17 protein-coding genes and 1 tRNA gene are annotated in these 17,164 nt (G+C 38.8%); 12 read left to right on the top strand and 6 right to left on the bottom strand.

The window, feature by feature from the left end; translation table 11 throughout:
- The first annotated feature begins 20 nt into the window (after positions 1–20).
- Entirely contained in the window at positions 21–659 is a 639-nt protein-coding gene (locus B0G92_RS10975; RefSeq protein ID WP_101472231.1) for a TetR/AcrR family transcriptional regulator, read from the top strand.
- 171 nt (positions 660–830) lie between these two features.
- Positions 831–1,562: a DUF3108 domain-containing protein gene (locus tag B0G92_RS10970; RefSeq protein ID WP_101472230.1), complete on the top strand. Its 732-nt coding sequence runs from the start codon at positions 831–833 to the stop codon at positions 1,560–1,562.
- Between the two features lie 136 nt (positions 1,563–1,698).
- On the opposite strand, the gene B0G92_RS10965 is transcribed toward B0G92_RS10970, so the two are convergent.
- Positions 1,699–3,105, bottom strand: a complete 1,407-nt coding sequence (locus B0G92_RS10965) for a serine hydrolase domain-containing protein (protein ID WP_101472229.1) — start codon at positions 3,103–3,105, stop codon at positions 1,699–1,701.
- Between the two features lie 192 nt (positions 3,106–3,297).
- Between B0G92_RS10965 and B0G92_RS10960 the strand changes: the two genes are divergently transcribed.
- The 4 genes from B0G92_RS10960 (at position 3,298) to B0G92_RS10945 (ending at position 5,709) form a co-directional block, all read left to right on the top strand.
- Positions 3,298–3,483 carry a hypothetical protein gene (locus B0G92_RS10960; protein WP_101472228.1) on the top strand — a complete coding sequence of 62 codons (186 nt, stop codon included), beginning with the start codon at positions 3,298–3,300 and terminating at the stop codon, positions 3,481–3,483.
- 22 nt (positions 3,484–3,505) lie between these two features.
- On the top strand, positions 3,506–4,360 hold the full coding sequence (locus tag B0G92_RS10955; protein WP_101472227.1) for a helix-turn-helix domain-containing protein: 855 nt from the start codon (positions 3,506–3,508) through the stop codon (positions 4,358–4,360).
- A 148-nt stretch (positions 4,361–4,508) separates the two neighbouring features.
- Positions 4,509–5,009, top strand: coding sequence for a hypothetical protein (locus tag B0G92_RS10950; protein WP_101472226.1), 501 nt, complete (start codon positions 4,509–4,511; stop codon positions 5,007–5,009).
- Between the two features lie 91 nt (positions 5,010–5,100).
- Positions 5,101–5,709 carry an HD domain-containing protein gene (locus B0G92_RS10945; protein ID WP_101472225.1) on the top strand — a complete coding sequence of 203 codons (609 nt, stop codon included), beginning with the start codon at positions 5,101–5,103 and terminating at the stop codon, positions 5,707–5,709.
- Positions 5,710–5,781: 72 nt separating this feature from the next.
- Here B0G92_RS10945 and B0G92_RS10940 read toward each other — a convergent pair whose 3' ends face one another.
- Both B0G92_RS10940 and B0G92_RS10935 read right to left on the bottom strand, forming a co-directional pair.
- Positions 5,782–6,540 (bottom strand): SDR family oxidoreductase, encoded by a 759-nt coding sequence (locus B0G92_RS10940; RefSeq protein WP_101472224.1) that lies wholly within the window; start codon positions 6,538–6,540, stop codon positions 5,782–5,784.
- Between the two features lie 187 nt (positions 6,541–6,727).
- Positions 6,728–7,081 (bottom strand): winged helix-turn-helix transcriptional regulator, encoded by a 354-nt coding sequence (locus B0G92_RS10935; protein ID WP_245867817.1) that lies wholly within the window; start codon positions 7,079–7,081, stop codon positions 6,728–6,730.
- Between the two features lie 110 nt (positions 7,082–7,191).
- Here B0G92_RS10935 and B0G92_RS10930 point away from each other — a divergent pair, with 110 nt between their 5' ends.
- From B0G92_RS10930 to B0G92_RS10910, 5 genes are all read left to right on the top strand, one after another.
- The gene (locus B0G92_RS10930; protein WP_101472223.1) at positions 7,192–7,947 is read left to right on the top strand and encodes an SDR family NAD(P)-dependent oxidoreductase; all 756 of its coding nucleotides are present in this window, start codon (positions 7,192–7,194) and stop codon (positions 7,945–7,947) included.
- A 199-nt stretch (positions 7,948–8,146) separates the two neighbouring features.
- On the top strand, positions 8,147–9,139 hold the full coding sequence (locus B0G92_RS10925) for a bifunctional methionine sulfoxide reductase B/A protein (RefSeq protein ID WP_101472222.1): 993 nt from the start codon (positions 8,147–8,149) through the stop codon (positions 9,137–9,139).
- Between the two features lie 2 nt (positions 9,140–9,141).
- Positions 9,142–9,660, top strand: a complete 519-nt coding sequence (locus B0G92_RS10920) for a peptide-methionine (S)-S-oxide reductase (RefSeq protein ID WP_101472221.1) — start codon at positions 9,142–9,144, stop codon at positions 9,658–9,660.
- A gap of 6 nt (positions 9,661–9,666) precedes the next feature.
- Complete coding sequence (locus tag B0G92_RS10915; RefSeq protein WP_101472220.1) at positions 9,667–10,683, top strand: LLM class flavin-dependent oxidoreductase; 1,017 nt, start codon at positions 9,667–9,669, stop codon at positions 10,681–10,683.
- A gap of 645 nt (positions 10,684–11,328) precedes the next feature.
- On the top strand, positions 11,329–14,382 hold the full coding sequence (locus B0G92_RS10910; RefSeq protein ID WP_101472219.1) for a S8 family serine peptidase: 3,054 nt from the start codon (positions 11,329–11,331) through the stop codon (positions 14,380–14,382).
- 202 nt (positions 14,383–14,584) lie between these two features.
- Here B0G92_RS10910 and B0G92_RS10905 read toward each other — a convergent pair.
- Positions 14,585–14,658: transfer RNA gene (locus B0G92_RS10905), tRNA-Arg, on the bottom strand.
- A gap of 70 nt (positions 14,659–14,728) precedes the next feature.
- Between B0G92_RS10905 and B0G92_RS10900 the strand changes: the two genes are divergently transcribed.
- A complete protein-coding gene (locus tag B0G92_RS10900) occupies positions 14,729–15,241 on the top strand; it encodes an adenine phosphoribosyltransferase (protein ID WP_101472218.1) in 513 nt (170 codons plus the stop codon).
- On the opposite strand, the gene B0G92_RS10895 is transcribed toward B0G92_RS10900, so the two are convergent.
- Both B0G92_RS10895 and B0G92_RS10890 read right to left on the bottom strand, forming a co-directional pair.
- A complete protein-coding gene (locus tag B0G92_RS10895; RefSeq protein ID WP_056066087.1) occupies positions 15,238–15,378 on the bottom strand; it encodes a hypothetical protein in 141 nt (46 codons plus the stop codon). The genes B0G92_RS10900 and B0G92_RS10895 overlap by 4 nt on opposite strands.
- 64 nt (positions 15,379–15,442) lie before the next feature.
- Positions 15,443–17,164 carry a M56 family metallopeptidase gene (locus tag B0G92_RS10890; RefSeq protein ID WP_101472217.1) on the bottom strand — a complete coding sequence of 574 codons (1,722 nt, stop codon included), beginning with the start codon at positions 17,162–17,164 and terminating at the stop codon, positions 15,443–15,445.

The following is a 17,164-nucleotide window of genomic DNA, read 5'->3' as shown; positions in this document are numbered from 1 at the left end:
CAGACACATTAATAATCGCTATGGAAAGGAAAGCAGTTGCTGGTAATATCCGGAATAAAGAAAGGAGTAAGGAAAAGTTTTTGGAAGCCGTGGGCAAAATCCTGGAAACCAAAGGTTATTCAGGTCTGAAAGTAAATGATATTGCTGCCACAGCCGGAGTTGATAAAAAAATGATTTATAATTATTTTGGTGGAACAGACCAACTCATTGACGAATACATCAGTTCGCTTGATTTCTGGAGTAATGTTGATGGCAATACGGCTCCGGAAATTGTCGACGGAGGACAAGAATTTTCGAAACAGCTACTCACACAACAATTTGATTATGTTGCCAGTAATAAAAACCTTCAGAAAATATTGCTTTGGGGTGTGGCTGAAAAGCGTAACTCGCTAAGAAATATTGCCGATGAACGCGAGCGCAATGGCGAGCAGCTTTTTAACCAGATTGCAGACCCCTATTTTGCCGAAAACGCCCTGCAATACAGAGCCATCATGGCAATACTAATTTCTGGGATCTACTATCTGAATTTGTATAAAGGGGTGAATGCTGAAACATTTTGTGGAATCGATTTGACAAAAAAGGAGGGGAGTCAACAGATTAAAGGAGCTCTTGAAAAAATAATTGACCTTGTTTATGAAGACCATAATAAGGAAAATTAATCCTAGACAATGGTTTGATAAAAGTACTTTTTTTTGATAACCGGGGGACGCAATTCAGATTTATTACAATTTTTTAATAGTTTCAATATCAGAATAAAAATATTGTAATTTTGGATACTTCATGGCAGAAATAGAAATAAAAATCCAATAAAATAGTAAGCCCAATTATTTATGACTACACAATACCTCGTCTTTATCATCTTATTTGCGTTGCAATATACCGGCTTGAACGCCCAAACAGACCTTCAGACCCCATTACGTAATGAAATTAACAGCAAACTTATCAATAATGAGCAATATACTATGGATTGGTATACTATGCGGGAAGATAAAAAGATAATGATTGCAAAGATTTTTACCGAAATCAAGAAATCAAAAAGCGAAGTTCTTATCACCACAAAAGTAAAGATGGTAAATTCAACATCAGATTGGATTGATTCCACCCGGGCAAAACTCCCGAATCTTTTACCTATAGCTCATTCTTCCTTTAACGGGCAAAGGGATATGGTTTTACAGTTTGGAAAAACAATAACAGGATATTATCTGCGTAAACCCACTAATGAAAAGACAGAAATTAATGAAATGGCAGAAGGTTCTTATTTTGACAGTAATATTTATCCGCAGTTGATTCGTTGGCTACCGTTAAAAGAAAATTATAAAACAAGCATCTCAATTTTCGATTACAATCCACAGGCAGGCAAGGGCATAATGAAAGCCCATATCAAAAATACCCGTAAAGATATCTATAAGGATAAAGATGTATGGACGGTAGAGGTAACAGACGATATAACGGATAATCAATCCACCGTTATATTTTACATTGATTCAAAAACCCGCAAACTTCTGGGGCAGGAAATAAATATGGGAGCCCGTAAAATGTTTATGGAACTTTCTGCGGATTGATATTCATTTTTTAATCTGGTTATAATAAACACCCATTAAAGTTCGGATATGTAACAAAAGAGGCCGGGAGCCTCTTTTGTTATAATTTGCCATTGCATAATCGGAATATACAATCCGGAAAATTTCTCAATCCTTGTTATTTCCCTTTTCTGACTCCGGTACCTACAATTTGTTTATCCTGAAACATTTCCAGTTTTATATCTCCGTTGTCAAGTTTGGTAAAGTTTAATACGGCATCAGCACCGGCTTGCCTGATTCCCCTAAATTCATGATCGGAATAAGGAAAAAATCTCATATTCCATGAAACTGTCGGAGTATTATAAAGTAAGTGCTTTTCTTTACTGGTGATAATATGGGTTTCGCCTTCTTCATTGGTATAGGTACCGGTATACTGAGCTATTTCATCATCTGATAGTGCAATTTTCTTAGGATATTGTAATTGAAGCGGTTTATCTTCCATTATCTGGAACATATTGGTATAAGGTACGGCACCAAAATGGAAATTTTGCAGTATAATAAACGTCCTGTCCTTTACCACATCATGAAGCATAAAAGTACTATAACCGTCCCAACTTCCGGTATGTCCGAATGTGAATTTATTTTCGCCTTTCCTGAGGTCTAATCCAAACCCGTAAGCTACATCCCTGCCATTAGACGTTTTGGTAATTTCCGTCATTTCATCAAACTCTTTCTTCGTGAGAAGCGTGTTGTTCTTCAGGCTGGTCATCCATGTATAAAGATCTTCTGCATTGGAATGAACTTTTGATGTACCAAGTATGGCATCCAGATAATAGACTTCCGAGATTTCGCGTTGGCTATTCTCTTCAAGGATTTTCTTAAACCCGCCATCTTCCCACACATAACCATAAGCAAAATTGTCAATCTTTTTAGGGTATTTATGTCTGCAATACACAAACGTATTTTTCATCTTTAAAGGCTTAAAGACTCTATCCGATAAGAAATCAGGAAACTTTTTACCGGATACCTTTTCTACGATACTGCCTAAAAGAATATAATTGGAATTGCTATAACTATGTCTGCTTTTTGGAGTAAATTCTAAGGTGTCTTTTTTAGCGGCAAGCACTTTGATTAGGTCATTATTATCGGCTATTTTGTTGTGGTTCCAGTTGTCTGGCATGTACTTTAAAAAATCAGGAATTCCGCTGGTGTGCCTTAATAAATCATAGATAGTGACATTCTCCCAAAAGCCAAGCTCCGGCAAATATTTCGAAATCTTGTCGGTATATTGCAATTTGCCTTCTCTTTTAAGCAAAACTATGGCTGTGGCCGTAAATTGTTTGGAGCAGGAGGCAAGCTCAAATATTGTCTTTTCATTGATAGGCGCTTTGGTGTCCTCATTGGCAATTCCATAGCTCTTTTTAAAGATAATCTTTCCCTTTTCGGCAATAAGAGCCGTCCCGTTAAACTGGTTTTGTTGATAGAGTACTGTAAAAAGACTGTCGAGTCTTTCGGATTGTTTTTTTTGCGCATAGGCAAAGTTGCTGATGATTAGCAGCATAAAAAATAATGTAAACTGTTTCATGTTTTGATTGATGATTAATGATATCCAAACATAAAACTAATTTTTTAGTTATACAACTGTAATTTTAGTTCGTTAAATGATAAAATAGTTAATTGGCTGTTACTTTGTTTTTTATACTTATGGATAAATCCATACTTTTGAATGAGATTTACTCATCTGATAGTATCTTTGTTGCTACAAATACCTTATCGCATGACAAGCTTTACCCCGGACGAACTTATTGAAGCAAAGAAATCTCTCGACTCCATATTAAACAAATGTGAGAAGGCATTTGCCAAATTAAAAGAAAATTCACCGCAGCATACATTGATGGTGCGACGAATAAATGCGCTCCGTTTTTCTTTGAATCTGATAGAAAAGGAATTGCAAAATCTTTAAATTAAACGGAATTCAAGCTGTTATGGTAAACGATTATAAGAAACACGACTTATTTGGCAAAACACTGCTGCAAAAAATTGCACTTACGGCACCATTTAAATTTGATTTTCCGGTTACAGAACAGGCTTGTTTCCTCTATGTTTTGCAGGGAGAATTCCAATATCAGGTAGATACAGAGCAAATAAATATCCCGGCCAATTATTCCCTATTGTTAAACTGCATCACATCCGGAAAGCAGCTTCGTAATCCTGAGCCGTCAAGCACATGCGAAATTGTAATCGTTACGTTTTATCCGGATATATTGAAGAAAATCTACGACAGAGAATTGCCGGCATTGCTTCATGCTCCAAAAAATATTGTTTCAAACAAGTCTAATGAAAAAATAAATAACGACTTCCTAATCCAAAAATATATTGAGGGATTGCTCTTCTATTTTGAAAATCCGTCGCTCATCAATGAGGATATACTGGTATTGAAACTAAAGGAAATCATACTTTTGCTATCGCAAACGCAGAATGCAGAAGCCGTACAAATTATCCTTTCACAGCTTTTTTCTCCTACGACTTATACTTTCAAACAGGTTATTGAAGCCAATCTGTTTTCGCAATTAACAATTGAACAGCTGGCAGAGCAGAATAATTTAAGCGTTTCTTCCTTCAAAAGGGAATTTGCCAAACTATACAATGATAGTCCGGCGAATTACATTAAAAACAAAAGGCTCGAAAAAGCTGCGCAATTGTTGCGGGTTTCAGACCAGCGAATTACCGATATCGCATTTGATTGCGGGTTTAATGACCTGGCTAACTTTACCAAAAGTTTCAGCGATAAATATAACGTTACTCCCACAAATTACAGAAACGGGACAAAAGATAACTGACAGATAATAGTATAAAAACGAAGCATTTCCAAAAGGATGGGGGAACGCTTTTTTATGGACTAAAATGCCAAATAATTGAACTAATTCCCAAAACCATTTTCTTACTTCTGATAGAACTTTGCAGCTGTAATCATTAAAAAGTATCAGAATGGGATTATCAAGCTTAGGAATTTTTCACACGATTATTGGTATCGTGGCAATTGTAGCCGCATTAACAGGCTTTATCAAATATGGCAAAATTAATCTGGGGGAATTATCAGGAAGTATGTATTTTTATACAACACTCGTCACCAGTTTAAGTGCATTGGGTATTTCAAAACACGGTGGCTTTAATGCAGGACATGCATTTTCTATATTCATTGTCCTTTTACTGGTTGTTGCCTATCTTTTATTTTCAAAAAAGAAAGCCAGTAACAGAGCCCGGTATTTCGAAAACTTTCTTTTGTCGTTTAGTTTTTTTCTGTCGTTGGTACCTACCGTGAACGAAACATTTACAAGAATTCCAATCGGACATCCTTTGGCAAAGGACATCAGCGACCCAATAATTGGGCAGACACTTTTGGCTCTTTTTCTTCTTTTTATTGCCGGTTCTGTTTATCAATATATCAGGCAGAAAAAAGTCAATGTATCTGTAATTAAAAAGGATTGAAAATTTCAAATGACGTAAAGCCGCATAAGCCATAATTGAAGTATATTTATACTGACTTTAAACCGGTATCGGAGTATCTAAATTAAAAAAAATGGACACAAATGATTTGCTGAAGCAAGTGGCTTTTATCAAAGAAATTGACAAACTAAAGTACATTCAGCGCAGGACCCGATTATTTCAAAGCGACAGGCATGAAAATGATGCCGAACATAGCTGGCACCTGGCCATGATGGCACTCGTTCTGGCCGGACATTCGGATAAACCGGTTAATATACTTAAGGTTGTACAAATGGTATTGATACATGATTTGGTGGAAATTGATGCCGGAGATACTTTCATATACGATACTTCAAAAAATCATACCAATACGGATGAAGAACTGCTGGCTGCAAAACGCATTTTTGGACTTTTACCCGAAAAACAGGCACAGGAATTCATAGCCATCTGGGAAGAATTTGAAGCGGGTAATACTGACGAAGCCAAATTTGCACGGGCTATGGACCGTTTTGAGCCATTGTTACAAAATACAAGCAATAATGGAGGAACGTGGGCAGAATATGATGTGGAATATCATACCGTCTACAATAAGAAAAAAGCAATAAAGGACGGTTCTGCCTCAATCTGGAGCTATGCCGAACGTTTATTAAATGAAAGCGTAGAAAAGGGTATACTCAGGAAAAATCAAGATGCAGAAGATTAGCTAAAGTAGTAGTATTCTTTAAAAGTAATGGGCACTTATAATTAAGTGCCCATTTTTATATCTTCATAATTATTACAGACTTTGCCCGCCTGAAATTTCAATACGTTGGGCAGTAATCCATTTTGCTTCATCGGTACAAAGAAAGGCTACCACGCTACCTATATCCGTTGGCTGTCCCACACGCCCTAGAGCGGTTTGCGATGCAATCAACGTATTCATTTCCTGATTATCGCGTACAACTCCACCTCCAAAATCAGTTTCTATAGCGCCAGGAGCAACAATATTGACACGGATTTTACGTGCTACACCCAAATCTTTTGCCAGGTATTTGGTCAGGTTTTCCATGGCAGCTTTTACAGAGGCATAAACCGGATAATAAGGAATGATAATGCGTGTCAGTCCGGATGAAACGTTTACGATTCCTCCGCCATCATTCACGTGGTTAAGGGCTTTCTGGGTAAAGAAAAATGGACCTTTGAATTGAACGTTAATCATTTCATCAAACTGTTCTTCAGAAGTTTCAGTAAATACCGCTGCAACACCTGTTCCGGCATTATTTATAAGAAAGTCAAATTTAGAAGTACCAAATTTTGGATTCAGGACTTTTTCCAATTCACCAAAAAAAGTATCAAAAGTATTCGGTTGGCTTACATCTAATTGTACGGCAAGTGCTTTTTGTCCCATGCTTTCAATTTCAGAAACAACTTTATCTGCTGCGTCTTTATTGCTGTTATAAGTCAGGATGACATCAATTCCTTTTTTGGCAAGATTAAGAGCCATGTCTTTTCCGAGTCCGCGACTACCTCCTGTAACTAATGCTATTTTATTCATGATCTTTGTTTTTTTAAAATTAAAAATTATAAGACAAAGTTAGTCTGTGTAGTCATTTCTTTTTTTGTAATAAACAAAGCGATAATTGCAAAAATCAAACAATTTATGTGGTGGAAGTATTTTGACCGCATTCCATACAGCCCTGTTTTATGAATGTCTGCTACCTAAGATATAGAGGTGTTATCGGCTATTTCTTAGTAATTTCTTTTCGATGCTGAATTCCCCATTCTACCAAATGGGTGATTAGTGTTTTAAGGGTAAGGCCATGTTCCGTAAGCTCATACAATACCGAAATAGGCTGTGTGTTCAGAACTGTACGTCGGACCAATTTATTTATTTCCAATTCTTTTAACTCTTTACTTAGCATCTTGTTGGAAATACCTTTAACATCATTCAGTATGTCTGAAAATCGTCTCTTATTGTAGTAGCAGATAGAGGAGAGTATCGCTATTTTCCATTTACCGTTCAATACATCCATTGAATCCTGAACGGCCATCATTTCCTTTTTATGCTGTTCTTCTATACGGGGTGTGCATTCCATGCTGTTGTTACTTTGTTACCTCAAGGTTACTGTTACTTTTGGTTACAAAGTTACTTAAATAAATCAGATGTATATAGCTTTGTATTTCAAAATTTTAAACAGATTAAAAAATGAGTAAATTAAAAGACAAGGTAGCTATAGTTACAGGAGCATCTAAAGGAATAGGGGCTTCGATAGCAAAATATTTTGCAGCTGAGGGCGCAAAGGTGGTAGTAAATTATGCTTCGAGCAAAGAAGGAGCAGACAAAGTAGTTAGGGCAATTACTGAGCAGGGAGGAACTGCCATAGCCGTTCAGGGTGACGTGTCGAAAGAAGCCGATGTGGCAAGAATATTTGAAGAAACCAGAAATACATTCGGCTCACTGGACATTTTAGTGAACAACGCGGGCGTTTATTTGTATGAACCAATCGAACAGATATCTGCGGAAACTTTTCATAAATCATTCAATATTAATGTGCTGGGATCGATATTTGCAATTCAGGAATCCCTTAAGCTTTTTGGAGATAAGGGTGGAAACATTATCAATATCAGTTCGGGTGCAAGCAATTCGCCTTTGCCTACTGGTTCTGTATATTCTGCAACAAAAACGGCATTGGATGCCATTACGATTGCGTTGTCTAAGGAATTTTCCGGCAGGAACATCCGTATCAATTCAATTCTTCCGGGCATAGTAGAGACTGAGGGCTCTCATAGTGCGGGATTTATTGGTAGTGAGGCCGAAGCAAGTTTTGTTTCTAAAACACCACTCGGCCGTACTGGCCAGCCAGATGATATTGCAAAAGTGGCCGTATTTCTTGCCTCCGATGATGCCGCATGGATTACCGGCGAGAAAATTAGTGTTGGAGGTGGCATATATGGTTTTTAAGCCTGCATTTTGAAAAATAACTGATTCTTTAACTGGCGGCTATTGGCCGCCAGATTTATAATTTGGCACATGATTTTTCCATTTTTTTGAACATGACAAAAGGGCTGATTTTTTACAGATAAACAACCAAACCCTATTTGGCATACTTTTTATACTATACATTACATAATCCTAAGTAAAAAAAGAAAGGAAATTAAAAATGCTAAAATGGATTGATATCATACGGTTTGCCGGCACCGGTAACCCCGTTCCAGACAAAAAAGTTATAAAAACAAATGATGAGTGGCAAAAGCTGCTTACGCCTGAGGAGTTCAGGATTACCCGCTTAAAAGGCACTGAGCGGGCGCATAGTTCAGAGATGTGTTCCCTGTTTGAACCGGGAAAATATGCCTGCGTTTGCTGCGGGACATTGCTTTTTGATGCCAATGAAAAATTTGAAAGCGGTACCGGTTGGCCATCGTTTACTCAGCCCGTCACCGAAAACGCCATTGCCTACCATAAGGATATAAGTTATGGAATGGTGCGTGTTGAAACCACATGCAATACCTGCGATGCGCATTTAGGACATGTTTTTCCTGATGGGCCGGGTCCTGGTGGATTAAGATATTGCATGAACGCTGTAGCCCTTAAAAAGGTAGAAAGTAACGAAAGAAAAGCGACTTTTGGAGGAGGCTGTTTTTGGTGTACCGAAGCAGTATTTAACCAACTGAAAGGTGTCACGAAAGTAGAAAGCGGCTATAGCGGTGGCAAAATTGCAAATCCTACTTACAGGGAAGTTTGTAGCGGACTGACAGGCCATGCCGAAGTTATAGAAGTGACTTACAATCCTGATGAAATAACCTATGGTGATTTGCTTCGCATACACCTGAGCACGCATAACCCGACAACTTTGAACAGGCAGGGAGCCGACGTTGGCACACAGTACAGAAGCGCTATCTTTTACAGGAATGAAGCTGAGAAAAAAGAGGCGGAGCAAGTCATTGCGGAAATCCAGGCAGTCTACGATGAACCTATTGTTACAGAAGTGGCCCCATTGGAATACTTTTATAAAGCGGAAGAATACCATCAGGATTATTATTCCAATAATTCTCAGGAAGGCTATTGCCAGGCGGTTATCAATCCGAAACTAAGAAAATTCAGGGAACTTTTTAAGAACAGGCTGAAAGACACGAAGGAAGGAGAATTAAAATAAGCATGATTAGGCAGGCGGGATTTGGTGGTGGATGCCATTGGTGTACTGAGGCTGTATTTTCCTCGTTAAAAGGCATAGTGTCTGTGCAACAGGGTTGGATTGCCTCAACTGGTTCAGATATGTCATTTTCAGAAGGAGTGATTGTCGAATATAATGACGATATTATTTCCTTCGATACACTTATTGCTATCCATCTGCATACTCACAGCAGTACCTCACAACATTCAATGCGTGGCAAATATCGCTCTGCCATCTATACATTTAATGTTCAGGATGCAGAATCGGCCAAAGAAGCCATCGAAACCCTACAACCAGAGTTTGAAAGTACTATCATTACAAAAGTATTGCCCTACGGGGCATTTACCTCAAGCAGAGAGGAGTTGTTGGATTATTATTTTAATGACCCGCAAAAACCTTTTTGCGAACTTTATATCAATCCCAAATTAAAGCTTATCATGGAACGGTTTTCTAAGCTTGCAGACACTGATAAGCTAAGGCATCTGAAACAATTAGATGCATAACACACTATGGAAACAACAAATAAAAAAACAGCCTACTCGATATTGGAACTGGCTATCGTATCGAGCGGGGTGACAATAGAACAGACATTTAAGAATAGCGTAGACCTTGCCCAAAAAACAGAAGAAATGGGTTACAAGCGATTCTGGCTGGCAGAACATCATAATATGATTCATGTAGCGAGTGTAGCTACATCGGTTCTTATCGGGCACATAGCCGGAAATACCAAATCCATAAGGGTAGGTTCCGGAGGTATTATGCTGCCCAACCATTCGCCGCTTATCGTGGCAGAGCAGTTTGGTACGCTCGGCAGGCTTTATCCAAATCGAATTGATTTGGGATTGGGCAGGGCACCGGGTACTGACCAGATTACGGCGCATGCCATACGTAGTGACAGAATGCAGTCAGTACACAATTTTCCGGGAGAGATTAAGCAGATACAAAAGTATTTTTCAAATGAGAATGAGTGGTCGCAGGTACGAGCGGTTGTGGCTGAAGGAGTGAATGTACCGCTGTATATTTTAGGCTCCAGTCTGGACAGTGCACACCTTGCTGCAAAAATGGGACTGCCTTATGCTTTTGCAAGCCATTTTGCTACCGGTTTGCTGCAAGAGGCGTTGGATATATACAGAAAGGAGTTCCAACCATCGGAGTGGCTTGACAAGCCTTATACCATTGCCGGAGTCAATGTCATAGCGGCTAATACCGACGATGAAGCAGAAAGAAATTTTACATCGCTCATTCGCATGTTCCTCGGTATCCTTACAGGAAAAAGAGAAGCACTCCAACCACCAATGGAAATGACCGACGAGCTAATGATGATACAGCATAATCCTGCGGTACGAGAGATGCTTAAATACTCATTTGTAGGACGAAAAGAAGCGGTTGCCAAGCAATTGGATAAATTCCTTTTAGAAATCGGTGTCGATGAACTTATGGTAGTTTCCAATATGCATGCGCATAAGGATAGAGTTGTGTCGTATCAGATTTTGTCCGAGATTATAAATGAGAGGAACAGCCAGTAAAGGCATTAGAAGATTGGAGAGTTCAAAAGCACAGTAGACCGGTAAATTTGGTATCAAAATTATCGGACTTTAGTGTCAAATTATTCCGAATAAAAAAAGAGGCTAAAATGCCTCTTTTTTTATGTTTTGTAAACATTTGGATACAAATTCGAACCTTGTGATTGTGTGTAATATTTTGAAGTACAGTTATTTGTCTTTTTTTATTGAGGAAAAACGTAATTAGGTCATTTTTTGGAAATAATAAAAAAAAAATTTTTTAAAAAAATCAAGAAGTCTTTTTCAAAATAAACCCATAACGATTTTTAAGAAAAAACAAACAAAAACGGGTATTCAGCCCCTTTTTTTAAAACTACGCGCAGACTAAAAATACGTAAGATTAGACGTTCATTTTCAGAAAAAAGGACCAGATGGGGAAAGCCGTAAGGATAGGCTTTTTGTGTATCGTAAATTCGGTAAACCTATTGAATTTTAAGGATTTGCATTTTTAACGGTTATATAAAGAGCTACCACCTCTACTATATACTATGGCAAACTTACTAAACATACCCACCTTTCTACAGATGAATCTAAAGTCAATTCATCCCCCATGAACTGAGGTTGCCTTTTAGCATACCTAAAACAATTAGAAACCTAAACTATGAAATCATGAACAATAAAATTTACACACTATTACTCGTTTTATTTATGAGTGTTATTGGGATGAATGCCCAAAAAAATAGCTACTTCTATTATTATAAAGACCAAAAAATCGCCCTCAACCTCGACCGGAAATTTCTGAACATCAATACTTCAGCCGACTTTGAGAAATCGGCTCTTGTAGGATTTAAGTTTAAAGACGTAACATTGCAGGACGACAACTCTACAGGTGAGCATCAAAAGTTTGGAAAACTGGAATTCCTGTCAGAACCTTCTGCAGCCGACTTTGAAAAGGCCATCAGCGACCTGAGAAAGGTTAAGGGAATCAAAAGCGTTTCGCTTTTCTTTAAAAGACCTAATGCGCCTTCTATTGGAACTTCCAGCCTTTTTTATGTAAAACTGAAAGACGAAAGAGGATTTGAGTTGCTTAAAAAGATGGCCTCAGAGAATAATGTAAAAATCGTACAGCAGATTTATGGAATGCCTTTATGGTACGTGATGGCAGTAGAGCCGGAAAACCAAAGCAACTCACTGCAGATGGCGAACCTGTTTTATGAAACCGGACAGTTTGAAGGTATTGACCCGGCATTCATGTTCAATTTCAGGTCTGTTTGTACTAACGACACTAACTTTGGCAGTCTTTGGGGGCTTAACAACAGTGCCAACCCAAATGTCGATATCAACGCCTGTCAGGCCTGGACGCTTTCACAGGGAAATGGCGTGAATGTAGCCATCCTTGATCAGGGAATCTACAAGCCACACAATGACCTGGCTGCCAACATCTCACCTTTGAGTTTTGACGCACAGAGTGGTTCAAGTCCTAGCGTTTTTATCTCGGGTAATACACACGGTACCCATGTGGCAGGAACTGTAGGAGCCATAAAAGACAACAACCTTCAGGTAGTTGGAGTAGCACCAAAATCAAAACTAATTTCAGTAAGCCACTCATTAGGGGTTGTTCCGGGCATCTCATTACAACTGGCTGGCGGTATTAACTGGGCCGTAGCAAATGGAGCAGATGTAATTAACAATTCCTGGGGCGACCAGGGTGGAATATTTTATGCCCAGCTGTATAGTTTGGCTTTGGAAAATGCCATCGTCAACGCTATGACAAACGGCAGGGGAGGAAAAGGAACCCTTGTGGTTTTTGCAGCAGGAAACTATGGCGGCGGCGGGCCGGTAATGGATTATCCGGGTAACTTTCACGATAATATTCTGACTGTAGGATCGATCACCTCTTCAGGATCAAGATCCAGCTTTTCGGGTTATGGTCCAAAACTAGACGTAGTAGCCCCAGGTAGCAATATTCTGTCTACACTTCCAACCAACAGCGTGGGATCGATGGACGGTACTTCAATGGCAGCACCGCACGTAACCGGATTGGTAGCCCTGATTCTTTCAGTAAATCCATGTCTTACAGGTCAGCAAGTACGCGACATTATAGAAAGCACTTCTCAAAAATTGCCAAGCTATGTCTTTTCACCCACAGCAGGAAGAGGTAACGGAACATGGAACGAACAGTTAGGTTATGGATTGATAGACGCCTATGCTGCCGTACAACTTGCGCAGCAGATGTATTCACCAACCTTAGATTTGTATGTAAAAGATAGTCCCGGTGATTTAGGAATTGAACCGAATACCATCTCGCCATACATGTGGGCCAGTGAAGATATCTGGGTACGAAATTATAATGATAACGGTTTGGTACATCAAAATCCGGATTATAGCCCAACTAACCCAAACTATGTTTATGTACGTGTAAGAAACAAAAGCTGTGTGGCTTCAACAGGAAGTGAACGCTTAAAACTATATTGGGCAAAGGCCGGAACCTCATTGGCTTGGCCGTTGAGTTGGAACGGAACCTATTACGTAGGCGGTGTGCTAATGGGCAAACAGATTGGAGCGTTGGCAGGAATCCCGATTCCGGTACTTCAACCGGGAGAAGAAACCATTATAGCCTTTGCATGGAACGTTCCAAACCCTGCCGACTATGCGCCTATCAATCCCGAACCATGGCATTTCTGTCTGCTAACACGAATTGAAGCCGCCAATGACCCGATGACCTTCCCGGAAACAGCAGACCTCAATATGAATGTTAAGAACAACAATAATATTGCGTGGAAAAACGTAACCGTTGTCGATGTATTGGCTAACGGAAGCATAGGAGGTGTTGTAGGAGTTGGTAATCCTGTCAGAGTTCCTAAAAAATATTTATTAGAATTTATTGCCGAAGACATTCCTGGCGTGCGACCTATTTTTGAGCAAGCTCAGGTAGCTATTAAAATGGATGAAAGGCTTTACAGAGCATGGCAGCAAGGCGGCGGACTAGCCCGTGGATTTGTTGAAGGTCGGGAAAGAATGGCATACCTGGTCAGGTCAAACTATGCCACTCTGAATAACATCGTGTTCCAGCCTGAAGAACTGGGAACGCTTAATCTGACCTTTAATTTTACGAACGATGAAGCCAGGCCACAGCAGTTTGTTTACCATATTGTGCAACGCGACCTTGAAACCGGAAACGTGGTAGGTGGCGAGACCTATCTGGTTAATAAAGGAAAAACTGAAGGCAGAAGACTTTCTGCTGATGCAGGAGGCGATAAAAAAGCAGATAGGGACGAAATCATTACCTTCAGTGCAGCACAGTTAAATGAAGCAGTGATTTACAATTGGTATGCTGATGGCAAACTTATCTATCAGGGAAAAGATCTGACAGTAGCGGTAGACATTGCTAAGAAATACAAGCTTGAAGTAGTAGCCCTGGCAGACGGAACTAAAGATTATGCCGAAGTAGCCGTAACACTTAATCCTAGTACTTTAGGAGGTATTGCTCCTAACCCTGCGCAAGACAATGTTACAGTAGGATACAAGCTGAACGACACAAATTCTGCCTATCTGTCAATCATTGGAAGCTATGGTGCAAACAGAGCCTCTAACAATTACATCCTGGATGTAAAAAATACTGAAATTAGCATAGATATCTCCAATTATCCAAGCGGCCTTTATACGGTAGCCCTGATAAGTAATGGTAAGATAGTAGATACTAAAAAGCTGATTAAGAAATAAATAATTTTTAAACCCGTGCCAGGCACGGGTTTTTTATTACATTTATTCCAGCCATCCTTTAAACACTTTGCTATGAAACTTATTATATATAAATACCCAACAGTGAGGCGAATGAAGCCTTACGATTTATATTACTGTTTAATAAAAGAGTTTATGAGATAAAAAAAAAGACAAATCAAAATTTTGATTTGTCCTTTTGAAGTGACCTCGACAGGATTCAAACCTGTAACCTTCTGAGCCGTAATCAGATGCGCTATTCAGTTGCGCCACGAGGCCTTAATGCGGGTGCAAATATAGGAAATTATGTTTATCTTGCAAATCAATTTCTAAATTAAATGTAATAAAAATGTCAATAGAAAAGTACATCCGTGATATTCAGGACTTTCCAAAACCAGGAATTGTTTTTAAAGATATAACGCCTCTTTTAGCTGAACCGGAAGCTTCAAAAATGTGCTTGGAGCTGTTACTCAATGGTTTGCCTGATGTAAAAATTGATAAGGTCGTGGGAGTGGAGAGCAGGGGATTCTTTTTTGCCACACTTTTGGCCTATAAACTAAACGCCGGTTTTGTTCCGGTAAGAAAGCCCAAAAAACTTCCGTTTACGACGATTTCGGCAACTTATGATTTGGAATACGGACAGGATACGTTAGAAATCCATACCGATGCCATACAAAAAGGCGACAAAGTATTAATACATGATGACGTACTGGCTACGGGCGGAACGGCAAAAGCAGTATGCGAATTGGTAGAAAAATTAGGCGGTGAGATTGTGCAATGCAATTTCCTGATGGAGCTTACATTCCTCAACGGAAGGGAAAAAATAAGGCAATACGATATTTTTTCTCCTTTAAAGTATTAGTCCAGTGCGTGGATGGTAACGTAGTATTTCCAGGCTATAATTGCTTTTTGGAATTTGGTTGCCTTCGCCAAATCCAAACCTTGTTTAGTATAGTTAGGCAACAGCCATTTATTTAGTTTTGCTAATATCTTAAACATCACTTTTTATCTTAAAGATACAAAAAAAGCTGTCTATTGACAGCTTTTTTTATTTGTTTTCTGGTTATCTGTTTCTTTCCTCTTTCTCCATTAGAGTTTCAATTTGCTTGGCATATACTTCCATTTCTTTTTCATAGACCTTCATTTTTTTCTCAAATTCGGCCATTTGTTTTTCAACATCTTTAGTGTAGGTAGCTTCTACCTGTGCGGCAAATTTTTCCATAGCTTGTTCGTATTTTGCTATATCGCTTTCTTTTGCATCCATTTCGGCTTCGAATTTTGCTATCTGCTCTTCAAATTTTTTCCACTCCGCACTATTTTCATCATACTCTGTATTTGGAGGTGTAGGAGGTGCAGGCAATTGTGGGAATGTTGGCGCATTGGGTAATGCTGGCACATTTGGCATTGTTGGAGGAACAGGAGGTATTGGCATTGCAGGCATTCCTGTCTTATATGTCAAAGCTACCGGCGACGAATTGTTTTTGAATTTACCGTAAACGGTTGGTGTATTAAAACTTCCGTAAACAGCCGGCACATTCGAAACAACTACCTTATTGTCTTCTCTGCTCAAAAGGAAAGGTTGGATGGGCTCTTTACCTTTTAGGTAGGAGTCACCGGAATTACCGTTTTTATCCTTATAAGTTGTTTTGATAGCAACAATTTCCTTGTCTGAATTTCTTTTGATTTTGGAAAATTTCAGGTCAATTCCGTGATTGTTCTTAAAGATTTTTGACTGTGCTTTCAAATAGTCATCAGTAGAGTTTTTATCGACTCTGACTTCATAATTGCTTGTCTGTTGCTCCTGAACTTTTCCGCCTTCTTTTTCCTGTGCAATAGTTTCTACCTGGAACTGGAGCATAAAGACTGTCAGCAATGGCAATACGATGGCGTACTTCCAGGAATTCCTCTTTTTGGATTGGTTTGTGTTTAACATAACGATTCGTTTTTTGATTAATGATTGAAAAAAATGATTAGTAATTGGAATGCAGTGATGAGGTGCACTTACTTTTAATAATGTTTTCTGATAAATTATACGGTCCGGAACGGCTTTTAAAGCTGTTGAATCGGCAATAAATTCTAAATTCTGAACGATAGCTTTTTTATGTAGCCAGGCAAAAGGATTGAACCAAAATGCGATACAGAACAACTGGCTTAAAATCATATCTGCAGAATGCATTTGCGAACTGTGTACCTTTTCGTGTTCCAGTATGTTTTCCAGTTCTTCTTTTTTAAAGTGATTCGAATTATAGACGATATAATTAAAAAATGAAAAAGGTGATTGTATCCTGTCAGTATCCACAAATTTGAATCTTCCGTGAAGCTCAACAGTCTGGTTGCGGAAAATTTTTCGCAAGCCCCAAAAATCTTGGATAAATTTCACCAAAAAGAAAAACATTCCTATAAGATATACGCCAACTATAACATACAGCCAGTTGATTTCAAAGGCTGGTTCTTCAACCATAAGCGGCTCAGTAGTTATAACTGAGTTTTCTGATACCGTATGTAGGGGTGAAGATAATCCGGCTTCAGCATTAGGAATAGCATCAAAAGCAATGGGTTCTTTTGCTGTTTCAATTGGAGCATAATTTACTGTGGCAGCAGGTTCAACCCAGATTGTCTTTACAAAAATTATCTTTGGCAAAAGCAAAGAAGTTATTATTCCGGCCAAAAGGAACCATCTGTTGGCAGTAAAGAAAGTCTCTTTCCTAAGCAAAAAATAATAGGCTAAGAAAAATACGGCCAATAGAGCTGACGCTTTTGCAAAATATAGGATAAAGTTTTCCAT

This window comes from Flavobacterium lindanitolerans (assembly GCF_002846575.1).
Taxonomy (GTDB): Bacteria; Bacteroidota; Bacteroidia; order Flavobacteriales; family Flavobacteriaceae; genus Flavobacterium; species Flavobacterium lindanitolerans.
This window is presented reverse-complemented; position numbering and strand designations above follow the sequence as displayed.